26 protein-coding genes are annotated in these 22,427 nt (G+C 57.9%); 16 read left to right on the forward strand and 10 right to left on the reverse strand.

Annotated elements, in window-relative coordinates:
* Window positions 1-226 precede the first annotated feature (226 nt).
* Window positions 227-2,116 carry a molecular chaperone HtpG gene (gene htpG / locus N1937_RS17605; protein ID WP_222296009.1) on the reverse strand — a complete coding sequence of 630 codons (1,890 nt, stop codon included), beginning with the start codon at window positions 2,114-2,116 and terminating at the stop codon, window positions 227-229.
* Window positions 2,117-2,377: 261 nt separating this feature from the next.
* On the opposite strand from htpG, the gene N1937_RS17610 reads away from it, so the two are divergent.
* Window positions 2,378-3,367: an AraC family transcriptional regulator gene (locus N1937_RS17610; protein ID WP_017967282.1), complete on the forward strand. Its 990-nt coding sequence runs from the start codon at window positions 2,378-2,380 to the stop codon at window positions 3,365-3,367.
* Between the two features lie 57 nt (window positions 3,368-3,424).
* Window positions 3,425-4,633: an MFS transporter gene (locus N1937_RS17615; RefSeq protein WP_170258587.1), complete on the forward strand. Its 1,209-nt coding sequence runs from the start codon at window positions 3,425-3,427 to the stop codon at window positions 4,631-4,633.
* Window positions 4,634-4,873: 240 nt separating this feature from the next.
* Here N1937_RS17615 and N1937_RS17620 read toward each other — a convergent pair whose 3' ends face one another.
* A complete protein-coding gene (locus N1937_RS17620) occupies window positions 4,874-5,911 on the reverse strand; it encodes an HWE histidine kinase domain-containing protein (RefSeq protein WP_017967280.1) in 1,038 nt (345 codons plus the stop codon).
* Between the two features lie 207 nt (window positions 5,912-6,118).
* On the opposite strand from N1937_RS17620, the gene N1937_RS17625 reads away from it, so the two are divergent.
* Complete coding sequence (locus N1937_RS17625) at window positions 6,119-7,144, forward strand: sensor histidine kinase (protein WP_017967278.1); 1,026 nt, start codon at window positions 6,119-6,121, stop codon at window positions 7,142-7,144.
* Window positions 7,145-7,198: 54 nt separating this feature from the next.
* On the opposite strand, the gene N1937_RS17630 is transcribed toward N1937_RS17625, so the two are convergent.
* Window positions 7,199-7,702, reverse strand: coding sequence for a gamma-glutamylcyclotransferase family protein (locus tag N1937_RS17630; RefSeq protein WP_260056634.1), 504 nt, complete (start codon window positions 7,700-7,702; stop codon window positions 7,199-7,201).
* A gap of 323 nt (window positions 7,703-8,025) precedes the next feature.
* Window positions 8,026-9,195, reverse strand: coding sequence for a zinc-dependent alcohol dehydrogenase (locus N1937_RS17635; RefSeq protein WP_026154471.1), 1,170 nt, complete (start codon window positions 9,193-9,195; stop codon window positions 8,026-8,028).
* A gap of 203 nt (window positions 9,196-9,398) precedes the next feature.
* Between N1937_RS17635 and N1937_RS17640 the strand changes: the two genes are divergently transcribed.
* From N1937_RS17640 to N1937_RS17655, 4 genes are all read left to right on the forward strand, one after another.
* Window positions 9,399-10,175, forward strand: a complete 777-nt coding sequence (locus N1937_RS17640) for a cytochrome c oxidase assembly protein (RefSeq protein ID WP_222296010.1) — start codon at window positions 9,399-9,401, stop codon at window positions 10,173-10,175.
* A 190-nt stretch (window positions 10,176-10,365) separates the two neighbouring features.
* Window positions 10,366-10,893: a DUF4142 domain-containing protein gene (locus N1937_RS17645; protein ID WP_017967272.1), complete on the forward strand. Its 528-nt coding sequence runs from the start codon at window positions 10,366-10,368 to the stop codon at window positions 10,891-10,893.
* Between the two features lie 114 nt (window positions 10,894-11,007).
* Entirely contained in the window at window positions 11,008-11,268 is a 261-nt protein-coding gene (locus tag N1937_RS17650) for a hypothetical protein (protein WP_026154469.1), read from the forward strand.
* A gap of 73 nt (window positions 11,269-11,341) precedes the next feature.
* The gene (locus N1937_RS17655; protein ID WP_409995803.1) at window positions 11,342-11,590 is read left to right on the forward strand and encodes a hypothetical protein; all 249 of its coding nucleotides are present in this window, start codon (window positions 11,342-11,344) and stop codon (window positions 11,588-11,590) included.
* Between the two features lie 23 nt (window positions 11,591-11,613).
* Here N1937_RS17655 and N1937_RS17660 read toward each other — a convergent pair whose 3' ends face one another.
* On the reverse strand, window positions 11,614-12,756 hold the full coding sequence (locus N1937_RS17660; protein ID WP_260056635.1) for a Crp/Fnr family transcriptional regulator: 1,143 nt from the start codon (window positions 12,754-12,756) through the stop codon (window positions 11,614-11,616).
* A 411-nt stretch (window positions 12,757-13,167) separates the two neighbouring features.
* Here N1937_RS17660 and N1937_RS17665 point away from each other — a divergent pair, with 411 nt between their 5' ends.
* A complete protein-coding gene (locus tag N1937_RS17665; protein WP_017967266.1) occupies window positions 13,168-13,908 on the forward strand; it encodes a Crp/Fnr family transcriptional regulator in 741 nt (246 codons plus the stop codon).
* On the opposite strand, the gene N1937_RS31580 is transcribed toward N1937_RS17665, so the two are convergent.
* From N1937_RS31580 to N1937_RS17675, 3 genes are all read right to left on the reverse strand, one after another.
* Window positions 13,892-14,143: a DUF6894 family protein gene (locus N1937_RS31580; RefSeq protein WP_409518522.1), complete on the reverse strand. Its 252-nt coding sequence runs from the start codon at window positions 14,141-14,143 to the stop codon at window positions 13,892-13,894. The genes N1937_RS17665 and N1937_RS31580 overlap by 17 nt on opposite strands.
* A 119-nt stretch (window positions 14,144-14,262) precedes the next feature.
* Window positions 14,263-14,619 (reverse strand): hypothetical protein, encoded by a 357-nt coding sequence (locus tag N1937_RS17670; protein ID WP_260056636.1) that lies wholly within the window; start codon window positions 14,617-14,619, stop codon window positions 14,263-14,265.
* Window positions 14,568-14,867 carry a hypothetical protein gene (locus tag N1937_RS17675; RefSeq protein WP_017967263.1) on the reverse strand — a complete coding sequence of 100 codons (300 nt, stop codon included), beginning with the start codon at window positions 14,865-14,867 and terminating at the stop codon, window positions 14,568-14,570. Before N1937_RS17675 ends, N1937_RS17670 begins: the two co-directional genes overlap by 52 nt.
* Before the next feature lie 256 nt (window positions 14,868-15,123).
* Between N1937_RS17675 and N1937_RS17680 the strand changes: the two genes are divergently transcribed.
* Both N1937_RS17680 and N1937_RS17685 read left to right on the forward strand, forming a co-directional pair.
* Entirely contained in the window at window positions 15,124-15,495 is a 372-nt protein-coding gene (locus tag N1937_RS17680; protein ID WP_017967262.1) for a hypothetical protein, read from the forward strand.
* Window positions 15,496-15,590: 95 nt separating this feature from the next.
* Window positions 15,591-15,818 (forward strand): hypothetical protein, encoded by a 228-nt coding sequence (locus N1937_RS17685; protein ID WP_162115700.1) that lies wholly within the window; start codon window positions 15,591-15,593, stop codon window positions 15,816-15,818.
* Window positions 15,819-15,852: 34 nt separating this feature from the next.
* Here the strand turns inward: N1937_RS17685 and N1937_RS17690 are convergent, their stop codons facing one another.
* Window positions 15,853-16,572: a Crp/Fnr family transcriptional regulator gene (locus N1937_RS17690; RefSeq protein WP_162115701.1), complete on the reverse strand. Its 720-nt coding sequence runs from the start codon at window positions 16,570-16,572 to the stop codon at window positions 15,853-15,855.
* A 565-nt stretch (window positions 16,573-17,137) separates the two neighbouring features.
* Between N1937_RS17690 and N1937_RS17695 the strand changes: the two genes are divergently transcribed.
* A complete protein-coding gene (locus N1937_RS17695; protein WP_246709597.1) occupies window positions 17,138-17,584 on the forward strand; it encodes a DUF2231 domain-containing protein in 447 nt (148 codons plus the stop codon).
* A complete protein-coding gene (locus tag N1937_RS17700; protein ID WP_260056637.1) occupies window positions 17,584-18,930 on the forward strand; it encodes a PQQ-dependent sugar dehydrogenase in 1,347 nt (448 codons plus the stop codon). Before N1937_RS17695 ends, N1937_RS17700 begins: the two co-directional genes overlap by 1 nt.
* A 52-nt stretch (window positions 18,931-18,982) precedes the next feature.
* On the opposite strand, the gene N1937_RS17705 is transcribed toward N1937_RS17700, so the two are convergent.
* Window positions 18,983-19,243 (reverse strand): hypothetical protein, encoded by a 261-nt coding sequence (locus N1937_RS17705; protein ID WP_017967256.1) that lies wholly within the window; start codon window positions 19,241-19,243, stop codon window positions 18,983-18,985.
* Window positions 19,244-19,595: 352 nt separating this feature from the next.
* On the opposite strand from N1937_RS17705, the gene N1937_RS17710 reads away from it, so the two are divergent.
* From N1937_RS17710 to N1937_RS17725, 4 genes are all read left to right on the forward strand, one after another.
* On the forward strand, window positions 19,596-20,015 hold the full coding sequence (locus N1937_RS17710; RefSeq protein WP_017967255.1) for a response regulator: 420 nt from the start codon (window positions 19,596-19,598) through the stop codon (window positions 20,013-20,015).
* A gap of 59 nt (window positions 20,016-20,074) precedes the next feature.
* Window positions 20,075-20,227 carry a hypothetical protein gene (locus tag N1937_RS17715; protein WP_168724662.1) on the forward strand — a complete coding sequence of 51 codons (153 nt, stop codon included), beginning with the start codon at window positions 20,075-20,077 and terminating at the stop codon, window positions 20,225-20,227.
* Window positions 20,227-20,397, forward strand: coding sequence for a hypothetical protein (locus tag N1937_RS17720; protein ID WP_168724663.1), 171 nt, complete (start codon window positions 20,227-20,229; stop codon window positions 20,395-20,397). The genes N1937_RS17715 and N1937_RS17720 overlap by 1 nt, the downstream gene beginning before the upstream one ends.
* Window positions 20,398-20,511: 114 nt before the next feature.
* Complete coding sequence (locus N1937_RS17725) at window positions 20,512-22,314, forward strand: thiamine pyrophosphate-binding protein (RefSeq protein WP_170258594.1); 1,803 nt, start codon at window positions 20,512-20,514, stop codon at window positions 22,312-22,314.
* The last annotated feature ends 113 nt before the right edge of the window (window positions 22,315-22,427 follow it).

Raw genomic sequence — 22,427 nt, forward strand, 5'->3', positions numbered from 1 at the left:
GTGCTGGTTCGCCTCCCGCAGCAAATCTCCATGTTCATGTCATCGAAATTTATCCTGCAACGTGCCATTTTTTATCCCGCAGCGCCCCCAAGCCTAGTCAGAAAAAGCTCCAGTTGGTGTGGCTCTAACGCAACCTTATGCTTCTCGGCCGGGTAAGCGCCGCTTGCGACATCCGCCGCATATTCGCGAAAGGCTGGATCAGACCAACCCCACCCTCTGCTTGTTGCTACGACTGCACCGACCTCTGAAAGACCCGTGCAAGCCGCTCGGCAAATCGGCGTGGATCCGCTGGCCGATCTCCATCTAAAATACGGGCCTGGTCGAGCAATAAGAACGCGGCGTCCTCCTGGTACGAAGCATCACCCTCCACGCTCGCAATCGCTTTGATCAAAGGGTGCAGCAAATTGATCTCCAGGATCGGCTTGGACGCATGTTGAAGGCGACCGGCGTTTCGCAGGATTTTTTCCATCTGCCTGTCATAGCCGTCTTCGGGTGCTACGAGGCAGACGGCACTCTCCGTCAGACGGTCCGAAGCCCGGACATCGGCAATTTGGTCGGCAAGTTTTTGCTTGGCGAATGCAAGGAAGGTCGCCGTGCTGTTGTCTTCCGCTTCCTGCGTTGTCTGACCGTCAAGCTTCGCAAACTGTGCGAGATCCGCAGCACCCTGCGTGATGGACTTGAACGCCTTGCCTTCATAGTCTGGAGCATTCATCGTCCAGAAGCTGTCGATTGAGTCCGACAAAAGCAGCACTTCGATGCCGCGCGCCCGGAACCCTTCAAGCTGTGGTGATGCCTTAAGCTGATCAAGGCTGCCGCCCGCCAGATAATAGACCGCGTTCTGGCCTTCCTTGGCATCTTTAACGTAGTCGGCAAGTGAACGGTAGCCTTCGTTCGATGCGGACGTCCGAAACTGAGCAAGCGCCAAGAGTTGAGCGCGTCGTTCGAAGTCTTCGTAAATGCCTTCCTTGAGGACGGCACCGAAGTTCTCCCAGAACTTGAGGAAGGCGTCGGCGTCACTTTCAGCGACTTTTTCTATCGCGGTGATGATCCTGCTGGTGATGCCCTTGCGGATCGCCGCCAGGATAGGGCTTTCCTGGATCATCTCACGAGAAACGTTGAGCGGCAGATCGGCGGTATCGACCAACCCACGAACGAAGCGCAGGTATCTCGGCAGCAGATCCGCATCATCGGTGATGAACACCCGCTTGACGTACAGCTTCATCCTTCCTTTGCGTTCGGGATCGAACATATCGAAAGGCTGTGTTCCGGGTATGAACGCCAAAGTCGTATATTCCTGCCGGCCTTCAGCACGGAAATGTACGGTCAGCGCCGGTTCATCGTACTGCCCGGAGACGCCACGATAAAAGTCCGTATACTCTTCCTTGCTGACATCGCTCTTCGACTTCGTCCATAGTGCGGTGCCGTCCGTTATTTGGACTGGCTCTTTGCCCGGTTTCTCAATAAGGCGGATCGAAACTGGCACGTGGCCGGATTGTTCCTTGACGATACGCTCGATGGTCCAGCGGGAGGTATATTGCTTAGCGTCCTCCATCAGATGCAAGACGATACGCGTTCCACGGGATGGAGCTTCAGTGAGGCTCGTTGCCGAGCTCACGCTGTAACTTCCCTTGCCGTCCGAAGTCCATGTCCAGGCTTCCTGCGTTCCGGCTCGACGCGAGATCACATCGACACGCTCCGCCACCATGAAACAGGAATAGAAGCCGACGCCGAACTGCCCGATCAGTTGAGCACCTTCAGCGGCTTTGCTTGCTTCGATTCGCTCCATAAACGCCCGGGTCCCCGATCTCGCGATCGTTCCCAGCGCCTCGACCATTTCGTCGCGGCCCATGCCGATGCCATTGTCCTCGACGATAAGCTGCCGGTTCTCTTCGTCCAGCGTTAGCGTGATCCGGTTTTCGGCATCAGCACCGACGAGCGACGGTGTCTCGATCGCCTCATATCGAAGTTTCTCGCAGGCATCGGCTGCGTTCGAAATCAGCTCACGCAGAAACACATTCCTATCCGAATAGACGGAGTGGACCATCATGTGCAGAAGGCGGGCAACGTCGGCCTCAAAGACGTGGCTTTCGGCGGTCTGTTCTGCAGTCTTTGTCATGTGCTCGGGTTCTCCAGGAAAGCGAATTAGCGCCGATCAAATGGCGAAACAGGTTTGAAAAATCAAGGTGGGAACAGCCCTGATCGTGATGGAATCATGCGCCGCCCAATCCTCGCAGCGTCTCTTTGAGAACCGTCTGGCGACTTCGGGCTCCAGAAGGCATTAGCGCCTTTCACCGGAGCGGTGCAGTTTTCCAGAAGACAATTGCCTTGCGACACGATCGTACTTGCATGCCAGACGGTCGAGACCTAAATTGGCTGAATGCTTGACCATTCGTCTCGACCTTTGTCGCCGCCAAATATCCCAATGGATGCGCTAAGTGAAGTGCTACAGGACTTTCGCTTGAGTGGCGTCAACTATGGGCGCTGCGAACTCAGACATCCGTGGAGCATCGCCTTTCCGGAACATCAGCTGCTTCGTTTTCACTTCGTGAGCCAAGGTCCGTGCTGGATCCATACCGAAGCTCAGGGGTGGCAGGAGTTGAACGACGGAGATCTCGTTCTGCTACCGCAAGGTATCGCGCATCGATTAGCCAGCGCGCCCGATGTTGAGGGCGACTCCCTCAAAAGCTGTCAGATAACAAAGCTAGGCAGCAACGTCTGCGAAGTGGTGCGGGAAGGAACGGGTGCGACCAGTACCCTCTTCTGCGGCTCTATGGCTTTGAGAGCTTATGCGCTTAATCCTTTGATCGCCTTGATGCCGCCAATCATCAAGGGCTGCGATGTGGCCGGCAATGACCCGATCGTTGGTCCCCTGCTGGCGGCGATGACGGCGGAGGCTTCACAGCCCCAGATGGGCAGCGCGACGGTCCTATCGCGTATGGCAGACTTGCTTGCAGCGCGGCTGATCCGCTGCTGGGTGAATTGCAGCGGAGCCCCGACCATCGGCTGGCTCGCCGCCATCCGCGACCCCCACATCGGTCGTGTGTTGGCAGCGATGCACCGGGACCCCGGCCATAACTGGACCCTCGAAAGCCTCGCGGCCGTGGCAGGCCAGTCGCGCTCGATCTTTGCCGAGCGCTTCAGCGCTATCTTAGGAGAAGGCGCGGCACGTTATCTTAGCCGTCTGCGGATGCAGCTTGCCAGCGAGTTTCTTGGCCAAAGCGGCATGTCAGTTGCTGAAGTTGCTTCCCGTTTAGGTTATGAGTCGGAGGCATCCTTCGCTCGCGCCTTCAAGCGCATCACCAGCGTGTCACCCGGCATTGTGCGTCGCACAAGTTCCGGACGAATGGACATGAACTTCGGATTTTAAGATACATATCATCTTAGGAAGTTCGTCTATGAAATCTCCAGACGTGGAGATAATTCAATGACAGACACGACATCAGAACTCGACGACGCGGCGATAGTCTTTGATACCGCCGAGCCAGCCGCCTGGAGTGCCGCGACTTGGTTTGCCGTTCTTTCGATGGCCGCTACCAGCTTCGCGCTGGTATCGGCTGAATTCCTGCCGGCGGGCCTGTTGACCCCAATGGCGCGCGATCTCGGGATTACCGAGGGAACAGCCGGACAGGTCGTCACCGCGACCGCTTCCGTCGGCGCCGTGACGGCCCTATTGAGCAATGTTCTTATCGGCACACTGAACCGCAAGGCGGTGCTGGTCGGTCTTAGCGCGTTGGCGATCGGATCCAATATTCTCGCAGCACTAGCGACTGATTTTTGGCTATTGTTGTTGGGACGGGCTGGGCTAGGCATCGCGCTTAGCGGCTTCTGGGCGCTTTCAGTCGCGGTCGTGGCTCGGTTGGTTGGCGCCAATGCAACAGGTCGGGGCATGGCTGTTGTCACCCTTGGCGTCTCGCTCGCCACCATAGCTGCGCCATCGATGGGCGCTTTGATCAGCGATTGGCTGGGATGGCGCATCGCCATGGCGATGACCGCCGGGCTTGCCGCACTTGCCATGGTGCTGCAGGCGCTCAGCTTGCCAACGCTGCCCGCAAGCACAAGCAACAGGCTCGCCGACGTGTTCCGGCTCACAGGCCGGCGTGGCGTTCAACTGGGAATGCTTGCCATCCTTTTGCTAATGACGGGGCATTTTGCTGGCTCGGTTTATGTGCGACCCTTCCTCGAACAAGTGACGCTCCTTAAAACCGAATGGATCGCCTTAGCGCTGCTTGGGTTTGGCATCGCCTCTGTGATCGGCAACGTCGCCGGTGGCCGAATGGCCGACGCAAGTATCCGCCTGGCGCTTGGTGTTACCGCCGCACTGATGGCGATTGCGGCGCTCGCCTTGGTGCTTTGGGGTGCTTATATCGGCGTTGCGTTCGCCTTCGTTTCGCTTTGGGGTCTAGCGTTCGGCATGGCGCCGGTGGTGCTGCCGACCAATCTGTCCCGCGGAGCACCCGACGCTCTGGAGGCAGCGGGGAGCCTGATGGTCGTCTCTTTTCAGGTCGCCATCAGTATCGGCGCGGTTTTCGGCGGCTATGTCGTCGATCACTACGGCGCTGTCGGTCCTTTGACCGTTACCGCTGTCCTAGCCGCATCGACGGTCGCCTTGGCGCTGCTGCAGCCTCGCAGCTGATCTTCCCCTTCTGGGTTGAGCAAGTGCGACTCTCGTTGACAGGCAAGCGTCATCGAGAGCTGGACACCGTGCCCGACCTGAGAGGTAGGTGACATTTTGTACCGGAGACATGGGTAACACTTTCCGTTTTGAAGCGGGAGGTGTTGATGCCGTGGAGAGAGACTTCGGTCATGGAGGAACGTCTTCGATTTGTCGCCCGGCTGCTTGAGGGCGAGGGTATGAGGCGAGTGCACAGATCCGTCACACGGAGGTCGAGCCTGCCAATGGGATCTCAATGTCGATAAGCAGCCCTTCATCCGACCAGATTTTCTGAAGACGTCCTTTAAGCTGCTTTTCAACCATTGCGCCGACAATCACCGTGCCAAAACCTCGTTTGGCTGATCTAGGCGGAGTGTCGATGCCCACCTCCTGCCACCGGATGTTAAAGCCTGCCCCGGACGGTCTTGGCTTCCAACTGATTGAAAGCTTACCTTGCGTAGCGGCAAGCGCACCGTGGTGGGCTGCGTTGACAGCGAGTTCATGGAGCACGAGCGCAAGGGGCTGGACGACCGGCGCAGCCATTTTGATATCCGGTCCGCTAAAAAAAGCGCGGGTGGCCGCAAACGGCGACACCTGCTGGCGAATGAGTTCCTCAAGAGAAACGCTTGTCCATCTTCGTGCAGCAAGCAAGGTATGGGCACGGGCGAGCGCCTGCACGCGGTGTTGAATAGCGGCGGCGTAAAGGGCCGGGTCATCGGCATTGCTCAGACGGACAATGCTGTCAACGATTGCCAGGACATTCTTGGACCGGTGGTCGACTTCCATCAGCAGGCGGTGCTCGGAGGCCTCCAGTGCCTCGATCCGCCGATATTCCGTCATATCGATCTGAGATCCAAAGAAATACAGTATCCTTCCGTCATCCCCATGGATGGGACTTAGATGCAAGCGGTTCCAGAACTGCACCCCGCTCTTCTTATAATTGAGGATCTCTACGCTGACCTCACGCTCGCCGGCGATGGCGGCACGAATTTCGGCGACGGCGATCGGAGACGTCGCAGGGCCCTGCAGGAAACGACAGTTGCGGCCTAACACTTCATGGGCCTCATAACTTGTCAGTGCGAGGAATGCCTTGTTTGCAAGCACGATCGGCTGATCGGATTTACGCGCGTCGGTGACGACCATCGGCATCCTGGTGCGTTCAAACGCGATCGCTGCCAGCTCTTTCCGATCGGCGGAGGCTGCTTTTGAAGATGCGGAAGGCAAATCCCCATGCAGTTTTTCTCTCGAATGGCCTGTCATGCTTTCACGCTCACTAAGACGTCGGCTGATAACGCGGCTCGCGTATCTTTGTTTCCGAGAAGGTCGCTCGTTTGAGTGCGTGATTTACTCATCCGACACCTGCCCGGCGAAGAGCCACATCCGCATCTTGGCCAACACGACGGCCTCCGCTATAGAATCGGGATGTGGTCGATCGGCCTTGCAGCTCCGGAGGATCAGGCGCAACATATGATCATGAAACTCTTTTCCAATTCCAGCCGGTCACGGGAGCGCTTTCTCGAAGCCATCCTGCAAAGCGCGATCGAGTATGCGATCATCTCCACGGACTTGGATGGGCTGATAACCACATGGAACGAGGGCGCGCGCCGGATTCTCGGATGGGATGAGCCCGAGATTATCGGCCAGCCCGCGGCCATGATCTTCACCGAGGAAGACCGGCAGGCCGGGATTCTCCAGCGGGAAATGGCTGCCGCTTTAACGGAAGGTCATGGCAATGATGAGCGCTGGCACGTTCGCAAGGACGGCTCATCGTTCTGGGCATCCGGGCAGATGATGGCGTTGACGTCGGACAACGGGGAAGTCGAGGGCTTCGTAAAGATTCTGAGAGATCGCACCGAGCAGCGAGAGAATGAGGAGCGACAGCGCGTCCTGATGCACGAACTCTCTCACCGCATGAAGAATACGCTGGCCGTCGTTCAGGCTATCACCAGCCAATCCTTCCGAAACGCCAGCTCTATGGAGGATGCGGAGCAGTCGATCGCGGCACGCATCAATGCTTATTCGAAGGCGCACGACATTTTGCTTCAGCAAAACTGGCTGGGCACGACCATGGCGACAATCGTCGAGGCGACCGCGATCAATCTTGGGCTTGAGGCGTCACGACGTTTCGAAGCACGCGGTCCTGCGGTTGAATTGGGGCCCCAGGCGGCTCTTTCGTTTTCCCTCGTGCTGCACGAACTTGTCACCAACGCCAACAAGTACGGCGCGCTGTCGGTCGATACCGGGACGATTGAAATCGAGTGGTCTGTGCGCGGCGCGGTGGGCGAAAAGCGCCTGGACTTCAGGTGGCAAGAAGCCGGGGGCCCGGCGGTGGTGGCGCCGAACAACAAGGGGTTTGGTACGCGCCTCGTCAACTCCAGCCTGGCGGCCTTCGGAGAAGTCGCTCTCGATTACCCGCCGACAGGGTTCATCCTGAAGCTCGATGCGTCGCTCCAGAAGCTGCAATACAAGACCTATTCCGACGCCGAGGAATAAGTGGAATGTTGAGCGGGCATTGGGGAAACCACACGGCGCCAGGCTGCAGGCGTCTCAGTCTCTCCGATCGAAAGGGATAAACCGACTGTCCTCATAGACTCGCAGATAATTCGAGTGAACAGGCTCGGCGAGCCGACGCGATTTCATGTACGCCAGTGCTGAACATATTGGCCCGCCGGCGACTGGTTCCACCTCTAGCACTACGCGCAGGTTGCCGGGTATGCCGATCGATTCCAGCCGATCCAAACTTGCTATCGTATCCTCGCCGGGCTCGTAAAGTTCACCGACGACGCGATAGCCAATGCCCGGTTCATTGAACATCATCGGAGCGAACCAAGGGCCGGCAATCAGCATCGGATAACATTCCCGCGTCCGGAAAATTCCAAGAAACCTGGCGCGGAAAAGTCCCTGCTCATGAAGGGGAAAGCCTTTTTTTAAAGTTCCAAAAACGAACAGGTTCCGTGTCATCCGGGCCAGCCCCATGCGCGATCGGCTAATCCCCCAAAAGATTGGAGCGATCGTGATCGCCTGCGTTTCCATCAGGCCGAAGAGGATCACGCTCAGTCACGCTTCATCACGGGTGGCGCCGTCGCCAGGTTGTCTGCTGCGTCTGTTTCCGGCAATCCTTCTACCCTTTCATTGTCCGGCTGGGCGCGGCGCGTCGCCGATCTCTCCGAAGGACGGCCGGCTCGCGCTTTAACGCGCTTGCCGACAACTGCACCGGGGTCTTCACCTCCACCTTCGGACCGGATCGGCTCGAGCTCCATCTCCGGTGGGCGCAGCTTATTCCGGTCTTCGATAGGGTCGTTTGATTTCTTCTGCATGATCGATCGGGCCTTTCTTCAATGCCGGCGGTGATCCCAGGACGTCCGCGGCTTTCCCTACGGCTTGAGAACGACCTTTATGCAGCCGTCCTTCTTGTCGCGGAAAGTCTTGTAGAGCTCAGGACCTTCTGCGAGGGTCGCACGATGCGTGATAATGAACGACGGATCGATTTCGCCCTTTTGGATGCGTTCCATGAGTAGTGGCAGGTAGTGCTGCACCGGCGTCTGCGCCATTCGGAACGTCAGGCCGCGATTGATCGCCGAACCCATCGGGATCTTATCGAGGAACCCGCCATAGACGCCAACGATCGACACCGTGCCGAAGTTGCGGCAGCAATGGATTGCCTGGCGAAGAACGTGGGGGCGATCGGTTCCCATGAACGTAGCGATCTTGATGCGGTCAAGCCTTGAGTCCCAGCTCGCCGAGGGATCGGCTTCGGTGCCAACCGCGTCGATGCACGCGTCGGCGCCGCGCCCGTTGGTCAGCTCCATGAGCTTGTCGTAGATGTCTTCGTCCATGAAATCGAGGGTGGTTGCTCCCGACGCTTCGGCAAGAGCAAGCCGCTCCGGCACGGTATCGATTGCGATAACGCGTTCGGCGCCGAGGATGAAGGCCGACTTGATCGCCATCTGTCCGACAGGGCCGCAGCCCCAGATCGCAATCGTGTCCCCCGGCTGGATATTGCAGAAGTCAGCCGCCATGTAGCCCGTCGGAAAGATGTCGGAGAGAAAGAGCACCTGCTCATCTGTCAGTCCGTCCGGCACCTTTATCGGTCCGACGTCCGCATAAGGCACGCGCAGGAACTCCGCCTGACCTCCACTGAAGCCGCCAAGAAGATGCGTGTAGCCGAACAGGCCCGCGGGTGAATTCCCCCACATCTTCTTGACCTTCGACGGATCGGGGTTGCTGCGTTCACATCCGGAATAAAAGCCGCGCTGGCAGAAGAAGCATTCGCCGCAGGAGATGGTGAAAGGCACCACGACACGGTCACCGACCTTGAGCTTTTTATTGTCATTGCCGACTTCGACGACCTCGCCCATGGTCTCGTGGCCCATGATGTCGCCGCTATGCATATCCGGCATCACACCGTTGAACAGATGGAGATCCGACCCGCAGATCGCGCAGGCTGTCACCCTGATGATAGCGTCGCGCCCTTCCTCGATTTGAGGATCGGGAACGCTCTCGCATCGGATGTCATGTTTGCCATGCCAGGTAAGTGCTTTCATGTCTTCGCCTGCCTTTCGATCGGAACCGCAAAACCAACGCGCCGCCTTGCCCATTCGGCCTTCATCCCTCGGTCTGAAAATTCAAGACAGCCAAACCGTGATCCGCGGGAGTTGTTCCATCAGAAAGCGAGACGGACCCATTTGGCGGGAACAAATCCGCGTTAGGCTTGTTTAGCGGCCGAATCGACAATGGCGGGCATGAAATGACCTTCAATCTTGATCCGTATTGCGGCAGCGCGCCGGCACCTCAGTTGCTGATGTGGGATTGGAATTTCGATCCCTATCTGCTGCTTGCGATAGGCATTGCGACTGCGTTGACTTGGTTGCCGGCGCGTCGGGACAAGCGCGTCGGGCAGTGGCTTACCGCCATCGCTCTTTTCACCGTCGCCTTCGTTTCCCCGCTTTGTGCGCTCAGTTCAGCGTTGTTCTCGGCAAGGGCAGTTCATCATATCGTGTTGATCTCGCTCGTTGCGCCGCTTACGTGGCGCTTTCTCTTCAGCCACGCGATGCTCCTGGATCGAGTGCCGTCGATCTTCATATTCGTCTTTCACACGACGATGCTCTGGCTATGGCATTTGCCCCTGCCCTACGCCTGGGCTCTCTCTGGGAGCATTCCCTATTGGATCATGGAAATCCCGCTTTTCCTGTCGGCGGCTTGGCTGTGGAAGGAAATCCTCGATGCTCGACGGCCTTCAGGCGGCGCACTTGTGGTCTGCGCCGCAACCCTTCTGCAGATGACAGCGCTCGGTGCGTACCTGACCTTTGCATCCCATCCTCTGTTCAGTCCGCACTTCCTGGCGGCGCCGGCCTATGGCCTGTCGCCGCTTGAAGATCAGCAACTCGCAGGTCTGTTGATGTGGATTCCCGCATCACTGCCCTTTGCCGCGGCCTTCCTGTTCAGAATCGCTCAAGCCATCACCCGGCCAGACGGAGGGCTCTCAGCCGGACGGTACCCAGTCGCGGCGAGATTGCCTCGTTAGGCTTCGGCGCATGGCCGGAGCGTTTCGCCGAGGCAGCGCCGCGCCATCGTGGTCTCTTTGTGCAGCCGCCCGACGGCAGGCATGCCGTTTGCGTCTGATAAGGCCAGCGGGCGCCGTGACAATTGCTGAGCGGGCCGGGAACAGTTTGGCGCTTTTGAAGTTCTGATGCCACCAACCAGGAGACCAGACCATGAAGAAAATCATCATCGCCTCCATCGCGGTTTCGCTTGCTGGACCCGTTATGGCCCAATCAGCCGCGGAAAAGACCGGAGTCAACTCGCTGATCGGCGTTGCACCGAAGACGGCGGACTTCGTGAAGGAGGCCGCCACCAGCGACATGTTCGAGATCGAATCCAGCAAGCTGGCACTCGAGCGTGGCGATGCGGCAACCAAGACCTTTGCCCAGCAGATGGTGACGGACCATGAGAAAACGAGCAGCGAGCTCAAGGCGCTGATTTCCGGCGGCAAGGTTAAGGCGCAGCTGCCAGCCGCCATGACCAGCGCCCAGCAGAAAATGCTCGACAAGCTGAAGGGCCTTCAAGGTAGTGATTTCATCAAGCAATATCATTCCGATCAGGAATCCGCGCACGAAGATGCGGTCGACCTCTTCAAGCGCTATGGCGAAGGCGGCGACAATGCGGAGCTGAAAGCTTGGGCGGCAAGCACGAGGCCTGCGCTTGAACACCATCTGCAGATGGCGGAGGAGCTTAACAAATAAGATTGCGCCGAAGCTGCGATGGAGCATTTCCGTGACTTGGAGAGAACGGAAATGCTCCAGGAACCTTTCTTTCCCCTTCAGGGTTAGGCGGCCGGACATTGGGAGCCTATGCTGATGAATTATCTCTGGCTGTTTGCGGTGGCAGGAGGAGCAGCGCTTCTCGGAATTGCCCTTGCTTTCGGAATGATCAAGCAGGACGGGCGACGGTCTGTCTTCGCCATAGCCGGTGCTTTCATCGTGGCGATCGGCGCGCTAGGAGCGGGCGTCTATATTGCCCGGGCGCCGGCGGCCCCGGTGCGCGGCTCGGACAGGGAGCAGTCGCAGCAAAGGCTTCCAGGTGCTGCGACGACCGAGAAGGACCTGCCGGGAAAGTGACGCCCAAACAATTGCCGATCAGTGCTTTCTGGCTAAGGCCCAGAAACGCGCCATCGGCAGGAGGTGCATGGTGATGAAATTTGCGGCTGTCTCGGAGCGTGAGTTCGCCTTGGTTCTCGAGGCAATGACGGACGACGAGCTTTTCGAACTGATGGCTGATCTGGAGAAGCGGAGTGAAGCATTGAATCGAGCTTCGCCGACCGATGAGATCTTCGCAAAAATCGTTCTGACGGAGAACGCGATCGAAAGCCGGTTTCCCGGCCAGATGCTGTTGCCATACAAGGAATGGAAGGATCGGCCCGACCGGTTGACGCTGCAATAGCGCCCACATCTTATATCAATGAACTACTGAACCGCAGCCAATGAGCGATGGCCGGAATCCGGCCAACTGCGGCCTGATACTCCCGGAACATCGTAGGCGTCAGCTGCGAACGCTTCCAGGGATGTGCGATTGCGAACGATAACAAGCCCCCGGTGAGAATAGATGAAGTGCTCGCCTTCGAGGATGTGCAGCGCTTCGGTGACGCTGGAGCGGCGCACTCCGAGCATGGTCGCCATATATTCATGCGTCAGCTCGATTTCCTCGCCATCCATACGGTCATGGCACATCAATATCCACTTCGCCAATCGGACGTCGATCTTGTGAACGGCATTGGAAAGCGCAGTGTAGGCGACCTGTGCGAAGAAGCCTTGAAGAAAGCGTGCTAGCAGTTGCCGAACGGCGGGCTGATCAAACAGAAACCCTGCCAGAGCGCGCGCTTCCACGCGACGTCCCGCGCCACCGACCTGCATCATTACGTCAAACGAAAATGCCTCCGCCTCCATCGTCAGGGCCGGCGGCGATACGCCGTCTCTGCCGACCAGGCCGATCTCGGCTTTCTTGCCTTCGGGCGAAGTTGCCACCATGGAGGCGATGCCGCTTTCCAGGAAATAATAGTGGCTGACCGGCAGCCCTATAGAGGCGAGTTCGAAATCGCGCGGCAAAGCGAGCGGCTCGAGAATTGTCTCGAAAACCAAAAGCTGTGGCGTCGTCAAATGGAGCAGGAAGAGATTTTTGCTTTCGAAAGGAGGCATCGCCTTGCCCTCTTGTGTGGCAAGAGCGGATCGTCTCCCAGCCGTCGGCGCCAAGAATTCTGCCAACGATGATCGAAGTATGGGCCGCAAGAGACCCCATAGCAAGTCGTTTGTCCATCGGCCCCGAATGTGGGCGGGCCATCTATCGCTTTCCGCGTCGCGGTGCTGGTCGTTCCTATCTTTGTACGCAAACGACTTGCAGCGAAATCGCCGTAGGAGGTGCGAATGTAAGCCGGCGCCAGCCGCATACGAGACGGTGGATTTGGCGGACTTCCTGTCGAACCTCTGCCAATGCCTGCGGCAGTCTGCCTCCCAGCACACAGTATCCGTCGAGATGGAGCCACGCGCCGTCGATGCCGATCGCGCAATAGAGATCGCCCTTCTCATCAACGGGTTGGTGACGAACGCCTTCAAACACGCCTACCCTGATGTCCCCGGCACGGTTATCGTCAGGGCGCATAGTACCGACGACCAAATTCCTTGAAATCGCCGATGGCGGAAAAGGCCTGCCGCCGGAATTTTCCTCTTTTCAAACCGACGTCAAAAGCCTGGGAATGAGGGTGGTACGCGGTCTCGTGCAGCGGTTGAAAGCCAAGATCGAAGATCAACGGCCGAGTGCGCGATTTTTGATCCGCTTGCCTCGCAATCCATAACAATTGTCCCGGGCGATGAATCGGTTCTGGCGCCTCGTAGCGGAATTGTCAAAACCGCACAAAGCCCCTCCCGAATATGGCTATACCAGCCCTTTTGACGCATAAGCTGATCATTACCACGATCACGACGGCTGCTGGTATGAGCGCGGGCTCTCTCCCGAAGGAGACGTGCATGCCCGCACTCGACCAGCGTAACGTTCGTAACTTGCTGCTGAAGGCTCTGCCCGCTGACGCCTTCGACCTGCTCACTGCAGATGCCGAAACGGTCCACCTGCCGAGCAGGCATGTCCTGGTCGAATCCGATCAGCCGAATGAGCATGTCTGTTTCATCGAGGAGGGTCTGGCGTCGATGGTGGCGACCAGCGCCGAAGACGAAGCTGTCGAAGTCGGGCATGTCGGATACGAGGGCATGGTGGGAGCCCATGTCGTCCTGAAGACCGATACGACGCCCAACCGGACCTTCCTTCAAGTCGCCGGCTCTGGCCTGCTCGTCGCCGTCAAAACCCTCAAGCGGGTGTCGGCCGAATTTCCGGCGGTCAACGATCTGCTTCTCAATTACGTGCATTGTTGCGACATACAGCTGTCCCAATCGGCTCTTGCCAACGGGCGCTACAATATGCATGAGCGGCTCGCTCGCTGGCTGCTGATGTGCCATGATCGTCTGGTCGGAAACGATCTGCCCCTCACTCATGAATTCCTGTCGCTTATGCTTGGCGTACGCCGATCGGGGGTCACCAACGAGCTGCATATTATCGAAGGGATAAAGGCGATCAGGGCCACCCGCGGAAATGTCAGGATCATCGATCGGGCAAAATTGGAAGAAATCGCCGCGGGCAGCTACGGCATACCGGAGCGGGAATATGAACGCCTGATTGGCCTGCCGATCCGGCGATCGGTTACTCGAAAGGTCTGATCGTTTCCGTGAAAGGGACGATCAATAGAACAGCGCCCTCTTCGTTACAAACCTGGATTTCCCTGGCTGGGATATCTTTCCCAGAAAGCACTGCTTGGCTCATCAGCGCTCTGGCGTCGCGTACAGCCTCATGCCTGGCGTCCTCGAGCGTCGCTAGCTCGGTACCTTCGAAGTCGGCGATCGTCCCTGCGCCGGAAACGATGTTGAAATAAAATCGTGGCATCGCCCGCCCCATCGCTGCGGAATCAATGCCATAAATTTCTAGTCAGTTCCTTAGAAATATTCGCCTGCTGTCTCGGTTCGAAGATAGCGGAGGACGATCAAGAGGTCCTGCCCACGACTGTTTTAGGCGCCTCAATGGGAAATCCTGCTGCTCTGGCCGCCCTTCAAATCGACCATTGTCGCGCGAAGTTGTAGGAGCTCATCAACGATCCTCTGCCAACACTCGTCGTCGGCTCTGGCGATCGATAGCATCGAAGCGCGGATCGTCTGAAGCAGACGAATGAGCGCCGGGTATCGACCGGCACCGCCGCCTGCAGCGTCGCCATCGCAGATTTCCTGAAGTTCATCAACGATCTGCCCCACGACAATCTGCCGATCGACGGCATCGAGCGCGGCCGGATCCGCGGCGATCGCCTTGAAATAGAGAAGTCTGTCCATCATAGCACACTGGTTAAGCCAATATTGACGGCAGTACGCAGCGTTTCGCAATGCGGTGTTTTCGTCGAAGTCGATACGCTGTCGAAATCCATATGCATATATCGCATCAGGCCACTGAGTTTGCGCTGGTCTCGAATGCCGCACTCGAACCAAGATACAAGTTCCCTCGCGACATGCTGCGCCGCCGGACTGGAAATGCCATATGACTTCTCTTGACACCATCCCTGCAAAACAGCCTGCAACATGGCGATATCACCAGGCTGCAGAGCCGGCTTCGTAATTCCAGAGTGCTGCGTCATCGTGTTCCTCCCAAGCATATGAGGCGATCCTAAAATTCCAAATTTTCGATTTCAACCGCTGGTGCGGAACCGTACGAGTCCGGATCCCTTTCACCTTGCCGTCGGCCAGGGAACCAACGCGGCACGATCGGGTTCGGCGGATTAAATGAACGTGGTACGGCAAGCTTGAATATGATACCCACAGCCCTGCCAGAGCGGCCTGAAATGCCATTTGGCGGCATGATCACGGTCCAACCGACTTTTGCAGGCGTCCGCTATGAAATCGCTCAGTCCGGTCGCTGGAAAGACGATCGTCATCATCGGAGGCCCGGGCTTTGTCTCAGATGGCGTCAAAGAGGCATGGGCCGCCCGCCAAGCTGTGGTCGTCATCAGCAGCGTCGATGTGGTCGCGATGCATAGCTCAGATGAAACCTTGCCATACGACGCCGCGATCATCGACGTCACCATCCCCGACCAGGCGATGCTGACAATGAACGAATGGCTGGAGATGCGGCGAATACCCTTCGTCTTCGCGCAAGGGCATCGTTCCGAAGCGCTCTCAGCCGGCTTTGTCCTCAGCGATCGCCCTGGCGATATCAACGCGATCGTCGCCGCATTGTTCGGACCCGGTTCGGGTTATTATCACTAGATCCGTGCGCTTGCGTACGCAGCGTTGCGCTTGATGTGTGCGGACCTCATGATGATGGCTGCATAATTCGAAGCCTTTATTCGAGGAAAGGCACTATGCTCGATTCTCAGTCTGCTCACTTGATGGCCCTTGATTCAGCTGACCTCAGTCATCTGCAGGCGATTTTGAACACCATATGTCGCGAGACGGGAAAGCCTCTGCGAGCGCCTGAGACGCAGGAGATCGCGGCTTTGCTGATCAGCCTTTACCGACATGGAGTGGCAGACCAGAACAAATTGCTTTCGGTGGGTCGCCTGGCATCTGTCCGCAAGCGCCGCCGCTGAACGCCGATCACGCCAGTCTTGATCAAAAGATCACTCAGCGCCCAAGTGGACTGCCGATCAGCCGTCGATATTCCTCCTCCGCCGCGCCGTAGGAGCCATGCGCCTCTTCGATCAATCCGCGCCTGTTAAGAATGACGATCTGCCTTCGGGTGGACCTGATCAGACCTTTGCCTTCCAGCAGATGCAACGCAACCGTCACTCCGGCGCGGCGGACCCCCAGCATCACGGCGAGAAACTCGTGCGTCAGGGATATCGTCATGCCGTCCGTCCGGTCATGGACCATCAACAACCACCGCGCGAGCCGCTCTTCGAGTTTGGCGTGACCATTGGCCAGCACCGTCGACGTCGTTTGCGCAAGCAGCGTCTGGACATAGGCGAGAAGCAGGCTGCGCAAGGCGCGGCTTTCTTCCATGGCCGCGGAAAGGATGGGTGCCGGCAATTTGAAGCCATGGCCTGAGATCTGCATGAATGTCCGGTTGGCGGATTGATCACCGCCGAGCATCACGGCGGCACCTGTCATTCCCTCCCGGCCGACGATGCCCACTTCGATATCGCGCCCGCCTGGAAATCTTGCCACGATCGATGCAAGCCCAGACTCGGGGATATAGATGTCGCCGACCGGCGTATTCTCCATCTCAAGCATCAAGGGGACATCGAGAGTGATTGGCTCCAGATGAGGCACGATCAGATCGCGCTCTTGTGGGCCCAAAGCCCGCAACAGCTCATTTCTAAAATTCAATTGCTCGTCATCCATGTTTCGTCCACATGCGGCCGTCCTTCGCCCGTTGCTGCTGCGAACCTAACCATCTAGAATCGTTGAGCAATACACTGTGCCATACCGTACAGACGGTTCGAAGTCTGCGCGACCCTGTTCGCCGTGAACAAGAGGGCCTGACGGTTTCGATGGCCGAAACCACTCGAATGACGGCCCGTCGGCTACCCCTCGTCGGCAGCCCCTTTCCGGTGGAAGTGGCCAGGCGACGAGGGTTATTTTCAGATGGAGAGCGTGAGCCGGAGCAGTCGGTCTCAGCGTTGGATTGGGGAGCGCCAAGACGGCATCGAGATCAGGACCTCGGACAATCCGCCCTCCAGGTAGCACACCAAGGCAGAGCCAAACGCGATTTGAACCCTCGGCATGACTCTTCTCAGTCGCAATGATTAAACATCAGATTATGTCGGACTTCAAAGCGCAAGGCGCGCTTTACACCTCTCAAGGACCCGCGCCACCGCGCGGTTGCTCGATCCGCGACACCCTTTACGGGAACAATTCGCAATGGTGAGGGTTAGCTGCACCTGAGCGCCTCATGTGGATCCAAGACATGACCTATCCAACTCCTTCTTCGCGCGTACTCATCTATTCTCACCCGTTTCGCGCTATCCCACTTCATTTTTCAGCGGCCTGTTTTGTCGGAGCGTTGGCCACGGATATCGCCTATTGGCGGACGGCAGAGATGATGTGGACCAATTTTTCGTCGTGGCTGCTGACCGCCGGGCTGCTGCTTGGCGGAATTGCCGCAATCGGAGGCATTGCCGATATCGTGACAGGACAGCTGTCGTTGAGATGGGGCATCGGAGTGTTCTATACGCTCGGCAATCTGGCAGCCTTCATACTCGCGCTCTTCAACGCCTTCGTTCACAGCCGCGACGCATGGACATCCGTGGTTCCGACCGGTCTGACGCTGTCGGCGGTGACGGTGGTCGTCATTGTCATCAATGCGGTTCTTGGGCGAATGGTTCAGCGGCGGTATTTTAAGGTCATTGCGTGATGAGCCGATCTCTTCTCTCAAACAAACTCCGTGCCCTGGCCTTCTCGCTGCTTTGCGGTTGCAGCCTCGGCCTGGCAGCCTGCAGCGAGGATGAAGCCGATCCTAGCAGCGAAATCGGTGCCAATCCGAAACTGCCCGCACAATCGCAATATCTCCTTCCGCCGATGCACATCGCCTCGGTCGTCGGGTGGAATGAAAACGAGACGCCAGTGGTTCCGAAGGGCCTTCAGATCAAGGCTTTCGCCACAGGACTGAAGCATCCTCGTGCCGTCTACCTGCTGCCGAATGGCGACATTCTCGCAATCGAATCGGTCGCGCCGCCGGAGGCGGCCATCAAGCGTCCGAAGGACCTTATCATGGGATGGATTGAGGCAATGGCAACGTCAGGCGGCAAGGCGAGCACCGAAGGGAGCAACCGCATCACTTTGCTTCGCGATGCCGACGGTGATGGCGTGGCCGAGGTCAAGGAGACTTTTCTCGATCATCTCAACTCGCCATTCGGCGTGGCGCTTGTCGACAGCGATCTCTATGTTGCGGCGACCGACGCGATCATCCGTTATCCCTATCAATCGGGTGAAACCAAGATCAGCGCGCCGGGCACGGTACTGACGGAACTTCCTGGTGGACCGATCGACCACCACTGGACGAAGAGCCTCGTTGCCAGTGAGGACGGCAGGTTGCTCTATGTCGGCGTCGGTTCGAACAGCAATATCACAGAGAATGGCTTGGAGGCGGAGAAGGATCGTGCGTCGATCTGGGAGGTCGACAGACAGACGGGACGCCACCGCATTTTTGCAGACGGCTTGCGCAATCCCAACGGATTGAGCTGGGAACCACAGACCCATGCTCTTTGGACCGTGGTCAACGAACGTGATGAACTCGGCCCCAATCTGGTTCCGGACTACATGACGTCGGTCAAGGATGGCGGCTTTTACGGATGGCCCTACAGCTATTTCGGCCAGAATGTCGACCCGCGGGTCGAGCCGCAACGGCCTGACCTTGTCGCCAAAGCGACCATTCCCGACTACGCGCTGAGCTCCCATGTCGCGCCTCTCGGCATGGTGTTTTACACCGCCCAAAATCTGCCGGCGCAATATCAAGGCGGAGCGTTCATCGGCGAACATGGAAGCTGGAACCGTTATCAATTCAACGGCTACAAGGTAGTCTATGTGCCCTTCAAGGACGGGCGTCCGAGCGGCAAACCGGAGGATGTCGTCACCGGCTTCCTGCGAGGCGAGGACGAAACACACGGCCGGCCGGTCGGACTTGCCGTCGACAAGGCCGGGGCGCTGTTAATCGCCGACGACGTCGGTGATACGATCTGGCGCGTCACCGGCGCGCCTTAGCTCCTGGCGAACATAGAGATGGCAGCACGGCCTATTCGACGATGTCAGCCAATCATTTTCGACTGACGAATTTGTTGAACCGGCTTGTCCCATCCTCGGTCTTGTCCTGATAAAGAAAGGCCAGCTCGTTTTCATCGAAAATGGCGAAGAATTCGTCCCAGGAGATCTTTTCCAGGTTCTCTTCCGGCTCTCCGAAGTCAATCCGCAGTATGCCACCTTGCTTGGCGCCTTTGACACGGGAGGGTTGTCCCTTGCGCGCTTCCACCCATTTGCGAATTGCCGAATGATCGGTCGTTGTAGTTGCGGTTGTCATTGAAACCTCCGTTCGATTTCGGCCCCGCGGTCTCTCGCGGCACGGTGCCGAACCGATCTCACGAGGGAAAGTTCCAGGCGATAGCGTGCCTCAACATGACGCGGGCAAGAGGCAGAGATCGTCTCGCGCTGGAGCGGAGCTTCCGACACCTATGGAAAATCTGAGGAGGAATATGAGCGACTGATTAAGCCTCTCAGAAGATCGAAACGATGAAGGATCGCGATGGTACTGATATTTGATAACCGACATGCCGCAACAGATGCTCAGGTGAGATGACGGTGCGATAGCGCACGATCCCTGCATTTTGGCCGGAAAGGTTTATTGTATCACCCTGTATTTTAGGAGTTTGGCCATGAACGTTGCAGGGACGACGTCCATCCTTCTGATGGAGGATGAGATTTTCATCGCGATGGACGTGGAAGACATCCTTCATGGCGCCGGCTTCGATCGGATAGAGACAGTGTCGTCTTGTCGAGCAGCCGAAGAGTGGCTGACAGCGAACGATCCCGATCTCGTGGTGATGGACATCGAATTGACGGACGGGGTCGCTGGAGCGATTGCCAGATCTTTGCGCGACCGCAATATCCCATTCATCGTTTACACCGGTGCTCAGCGGAAGATGCACCCGGATGCCTTATCATTTTCCGAAGGCGTGTGGTTGGAAAAACCGTGCGAGCCGGCGACATTGCTGACGGAAGTCATGCGCTGCATACGTCAGGGGCCGACGTCGATTGTAGTCGATGGCTGCAGGGAAAGCAAAAAGACGCGATAGGGCCATCTGGCGGGAACATTGCCGTTGTTCTTTGGTTTGGCGAACCAAGGGAGAGGCAGATGAACCAGCAATCGGACGGTCGGGCTTTGATCATCTACATCGGCGCCATCACGTTAGTCGGGCTTTTGATCGTTTGCGGCTCAATAATCTCGTTTAACGCAAGCGGCAGAAATGACGAGCCTGTAAAGATTTCGACGGAAGTGAAGCCCTGATGGACAGGCCCGAAAACGATCCCATTCAGGCAACCCGTACCAGCGCTGAACAACAGCGAAATAGCCTTTCAGGTGGGCGGATTGCGGTCATCTTGATCGCGACCGTGGCCGCCATCGCCTTCCTGCTTTACACCATGATCCTCGTCTACGGGCTGGCGCACAGAACGTGACTGCATCCGTGGCGGATCTGCCTGGCATATTTGGGTGCTGGCCCAAGGACGCAAGCTCGGAACCTTTCATTGCGACAAAGGTTTGCGGTCTTTGACAAGCAGAGGACGAGTTCGATGCCCAATGCCGCCGATATACTGATAGACACGCTGATCGAGTGGGACGTGAAGGTCATCTTCGGCCTTCCTGGAGACGGGATCAACGGGGTCATGGAGGCGTTGCGCAAGCGCCAAGATCAGATCCGCTTCATCCAGGTCCGGCATGAGGAATCGGCCGCCTTCATGGCGAGCGCCTACGCCAAGTTCACCGGAAATCTCGGCGTTTGCCTTGCGACGTCTGGACCGGGAGGCACGCATCTGCTGACGGGTCTCTACGATGCCAAGCTCGACCAGATGCCGGTGCTTGCGATCACCGGAACGCAGTTTCACGACCTGATCGAGACCTTCACCCAGCAGGACGTCGACCTGACCCGCGTTTTCGACAATGTCGCTATCTACAATGCGCATGTCAGTGATGCCTCGCATATGGAAAATGTCGCCAGCCTTGCCTGTCGTTCTGCGCTTTCGCGCCGCAGTGTTGCGCATCTCTCCATCGCCAACGACATCCAGGAGATGGACTCGAAATCGCGCTCGAAACGCAACCGGCCAAAACACGTGCCGAACCGCTTTTTCGGCGGCCGCCAAGTGCCCGACGATAGCGAGCTCGATCATGCCGCCGAGATATTGAATAGCGCCCGCAAGGTTGCCATCCTCGCTGGCCGGGGCGCCGTCGGCGCCCAGGAAGAATTGCGCGAGACTGCCGACCTGCTCGCCGCGCCGGTCGCCAAAGCCTTGCTCGGCAAAACGGCTCTCGCCGACGACGATCCATTGACGACCGGCGGAATCGGAATTCTTGGCACTGGACCGTCGCAAGAGGTCATGGAGCAATGCGACTCCGTGCTGATCGTCGGCTCCTCCTTTCCCTATATCGAATATTATCCGCGACCCGAAGCCGCCCGTGGCGTGCAGGTCGACAGTGACCCCCAGCGGATGGGTCTGCGCTTCCCTATCGATGCTGGCCTAGTGGGCGACGCGAGGGAAACGCTGCGGCTCCTCAATGTCAGGCTGAGGAGGAAGACGGATCGCTCGTTTCTGGAACAGGCGCAAACAGCAATGTCCGGCTGGCGCCGAAAGATGGAAATGATGGAGACGGAGCGAAGTGCGCCCTTGAAGGCGCAGGCGGTGGTCCGCGCCTTCGGCAATCGCATTGCACCTGACGGTGTCCTCGTAGCCGATTCCGGACAGAACACCGAACTCGCGGCCCGCCATATTGATCTCGGCACGGGGAACCGGTTCGCCGTCTCGGGCGCGCTCGCCTCGATGGCCTCGGGCCTGCCTTACGCGATCGCCGCTGGCGTTGCCGATCCGAAACGACCGATTTACGCGGTCGTCGGCGATGGCGGGTTCGGCATGCAGCTCGGAGAGTTCTCGACGGCCGTCCGTCTCGCTCTCCCGCTGAAATTGCTGGTGATTTGCAACGGCATGCTCAATCAGATTGCCTGGGAACAGATGATGTTTCTTGGAAATCCGCAATTCGCCTGCGAGTTGGCACCGATCGATTTCGCCCTCGCCGCAGAAGCAATGGGAGGCCGCGGCTTCACGATCCGGGAGTTCGATCAGATCGAACCGACTTTGACTGAAGCTTTCTCAGTTGCCGGGCCTGTCGTCGTCCAAGCCTTCGTCGACCAATACGAGCCGATGATGCCGCCTAGGATGCCGAAAGACTACGCCAAGAACTTTCGCGATGCTCTTCCCGAGACGCCTGGTCATGAGGCGATCGAGGCAAACATATCCCGCTCGCCGCTTCGCGAGATGATGATCGCTGGCGAACAGCAACAGGAGATATCCGAAACTACGACCGATTTGCCGGGCACGCCGTGAACTGTGAGCTGGCGGAAAGAACATTGTGAGCAGTTTGTCTACTATCGATGACTGTCTTCGCGGCGTAGCGCATCGCTTGCGCAGCTTGTTGTCGCCCCTACCAATTGGGCTAA

The organism is Rhizobium sp. WSM4643 (assembly GCF_025152745.1).
Taxonomy (GTDB): Bacteria; Pseudomonadota; Alphaproteobacteria; order Rhizobiales; family Rhizobiaceae; genus Rhizobium; species Rhizobium leguminosarum_I.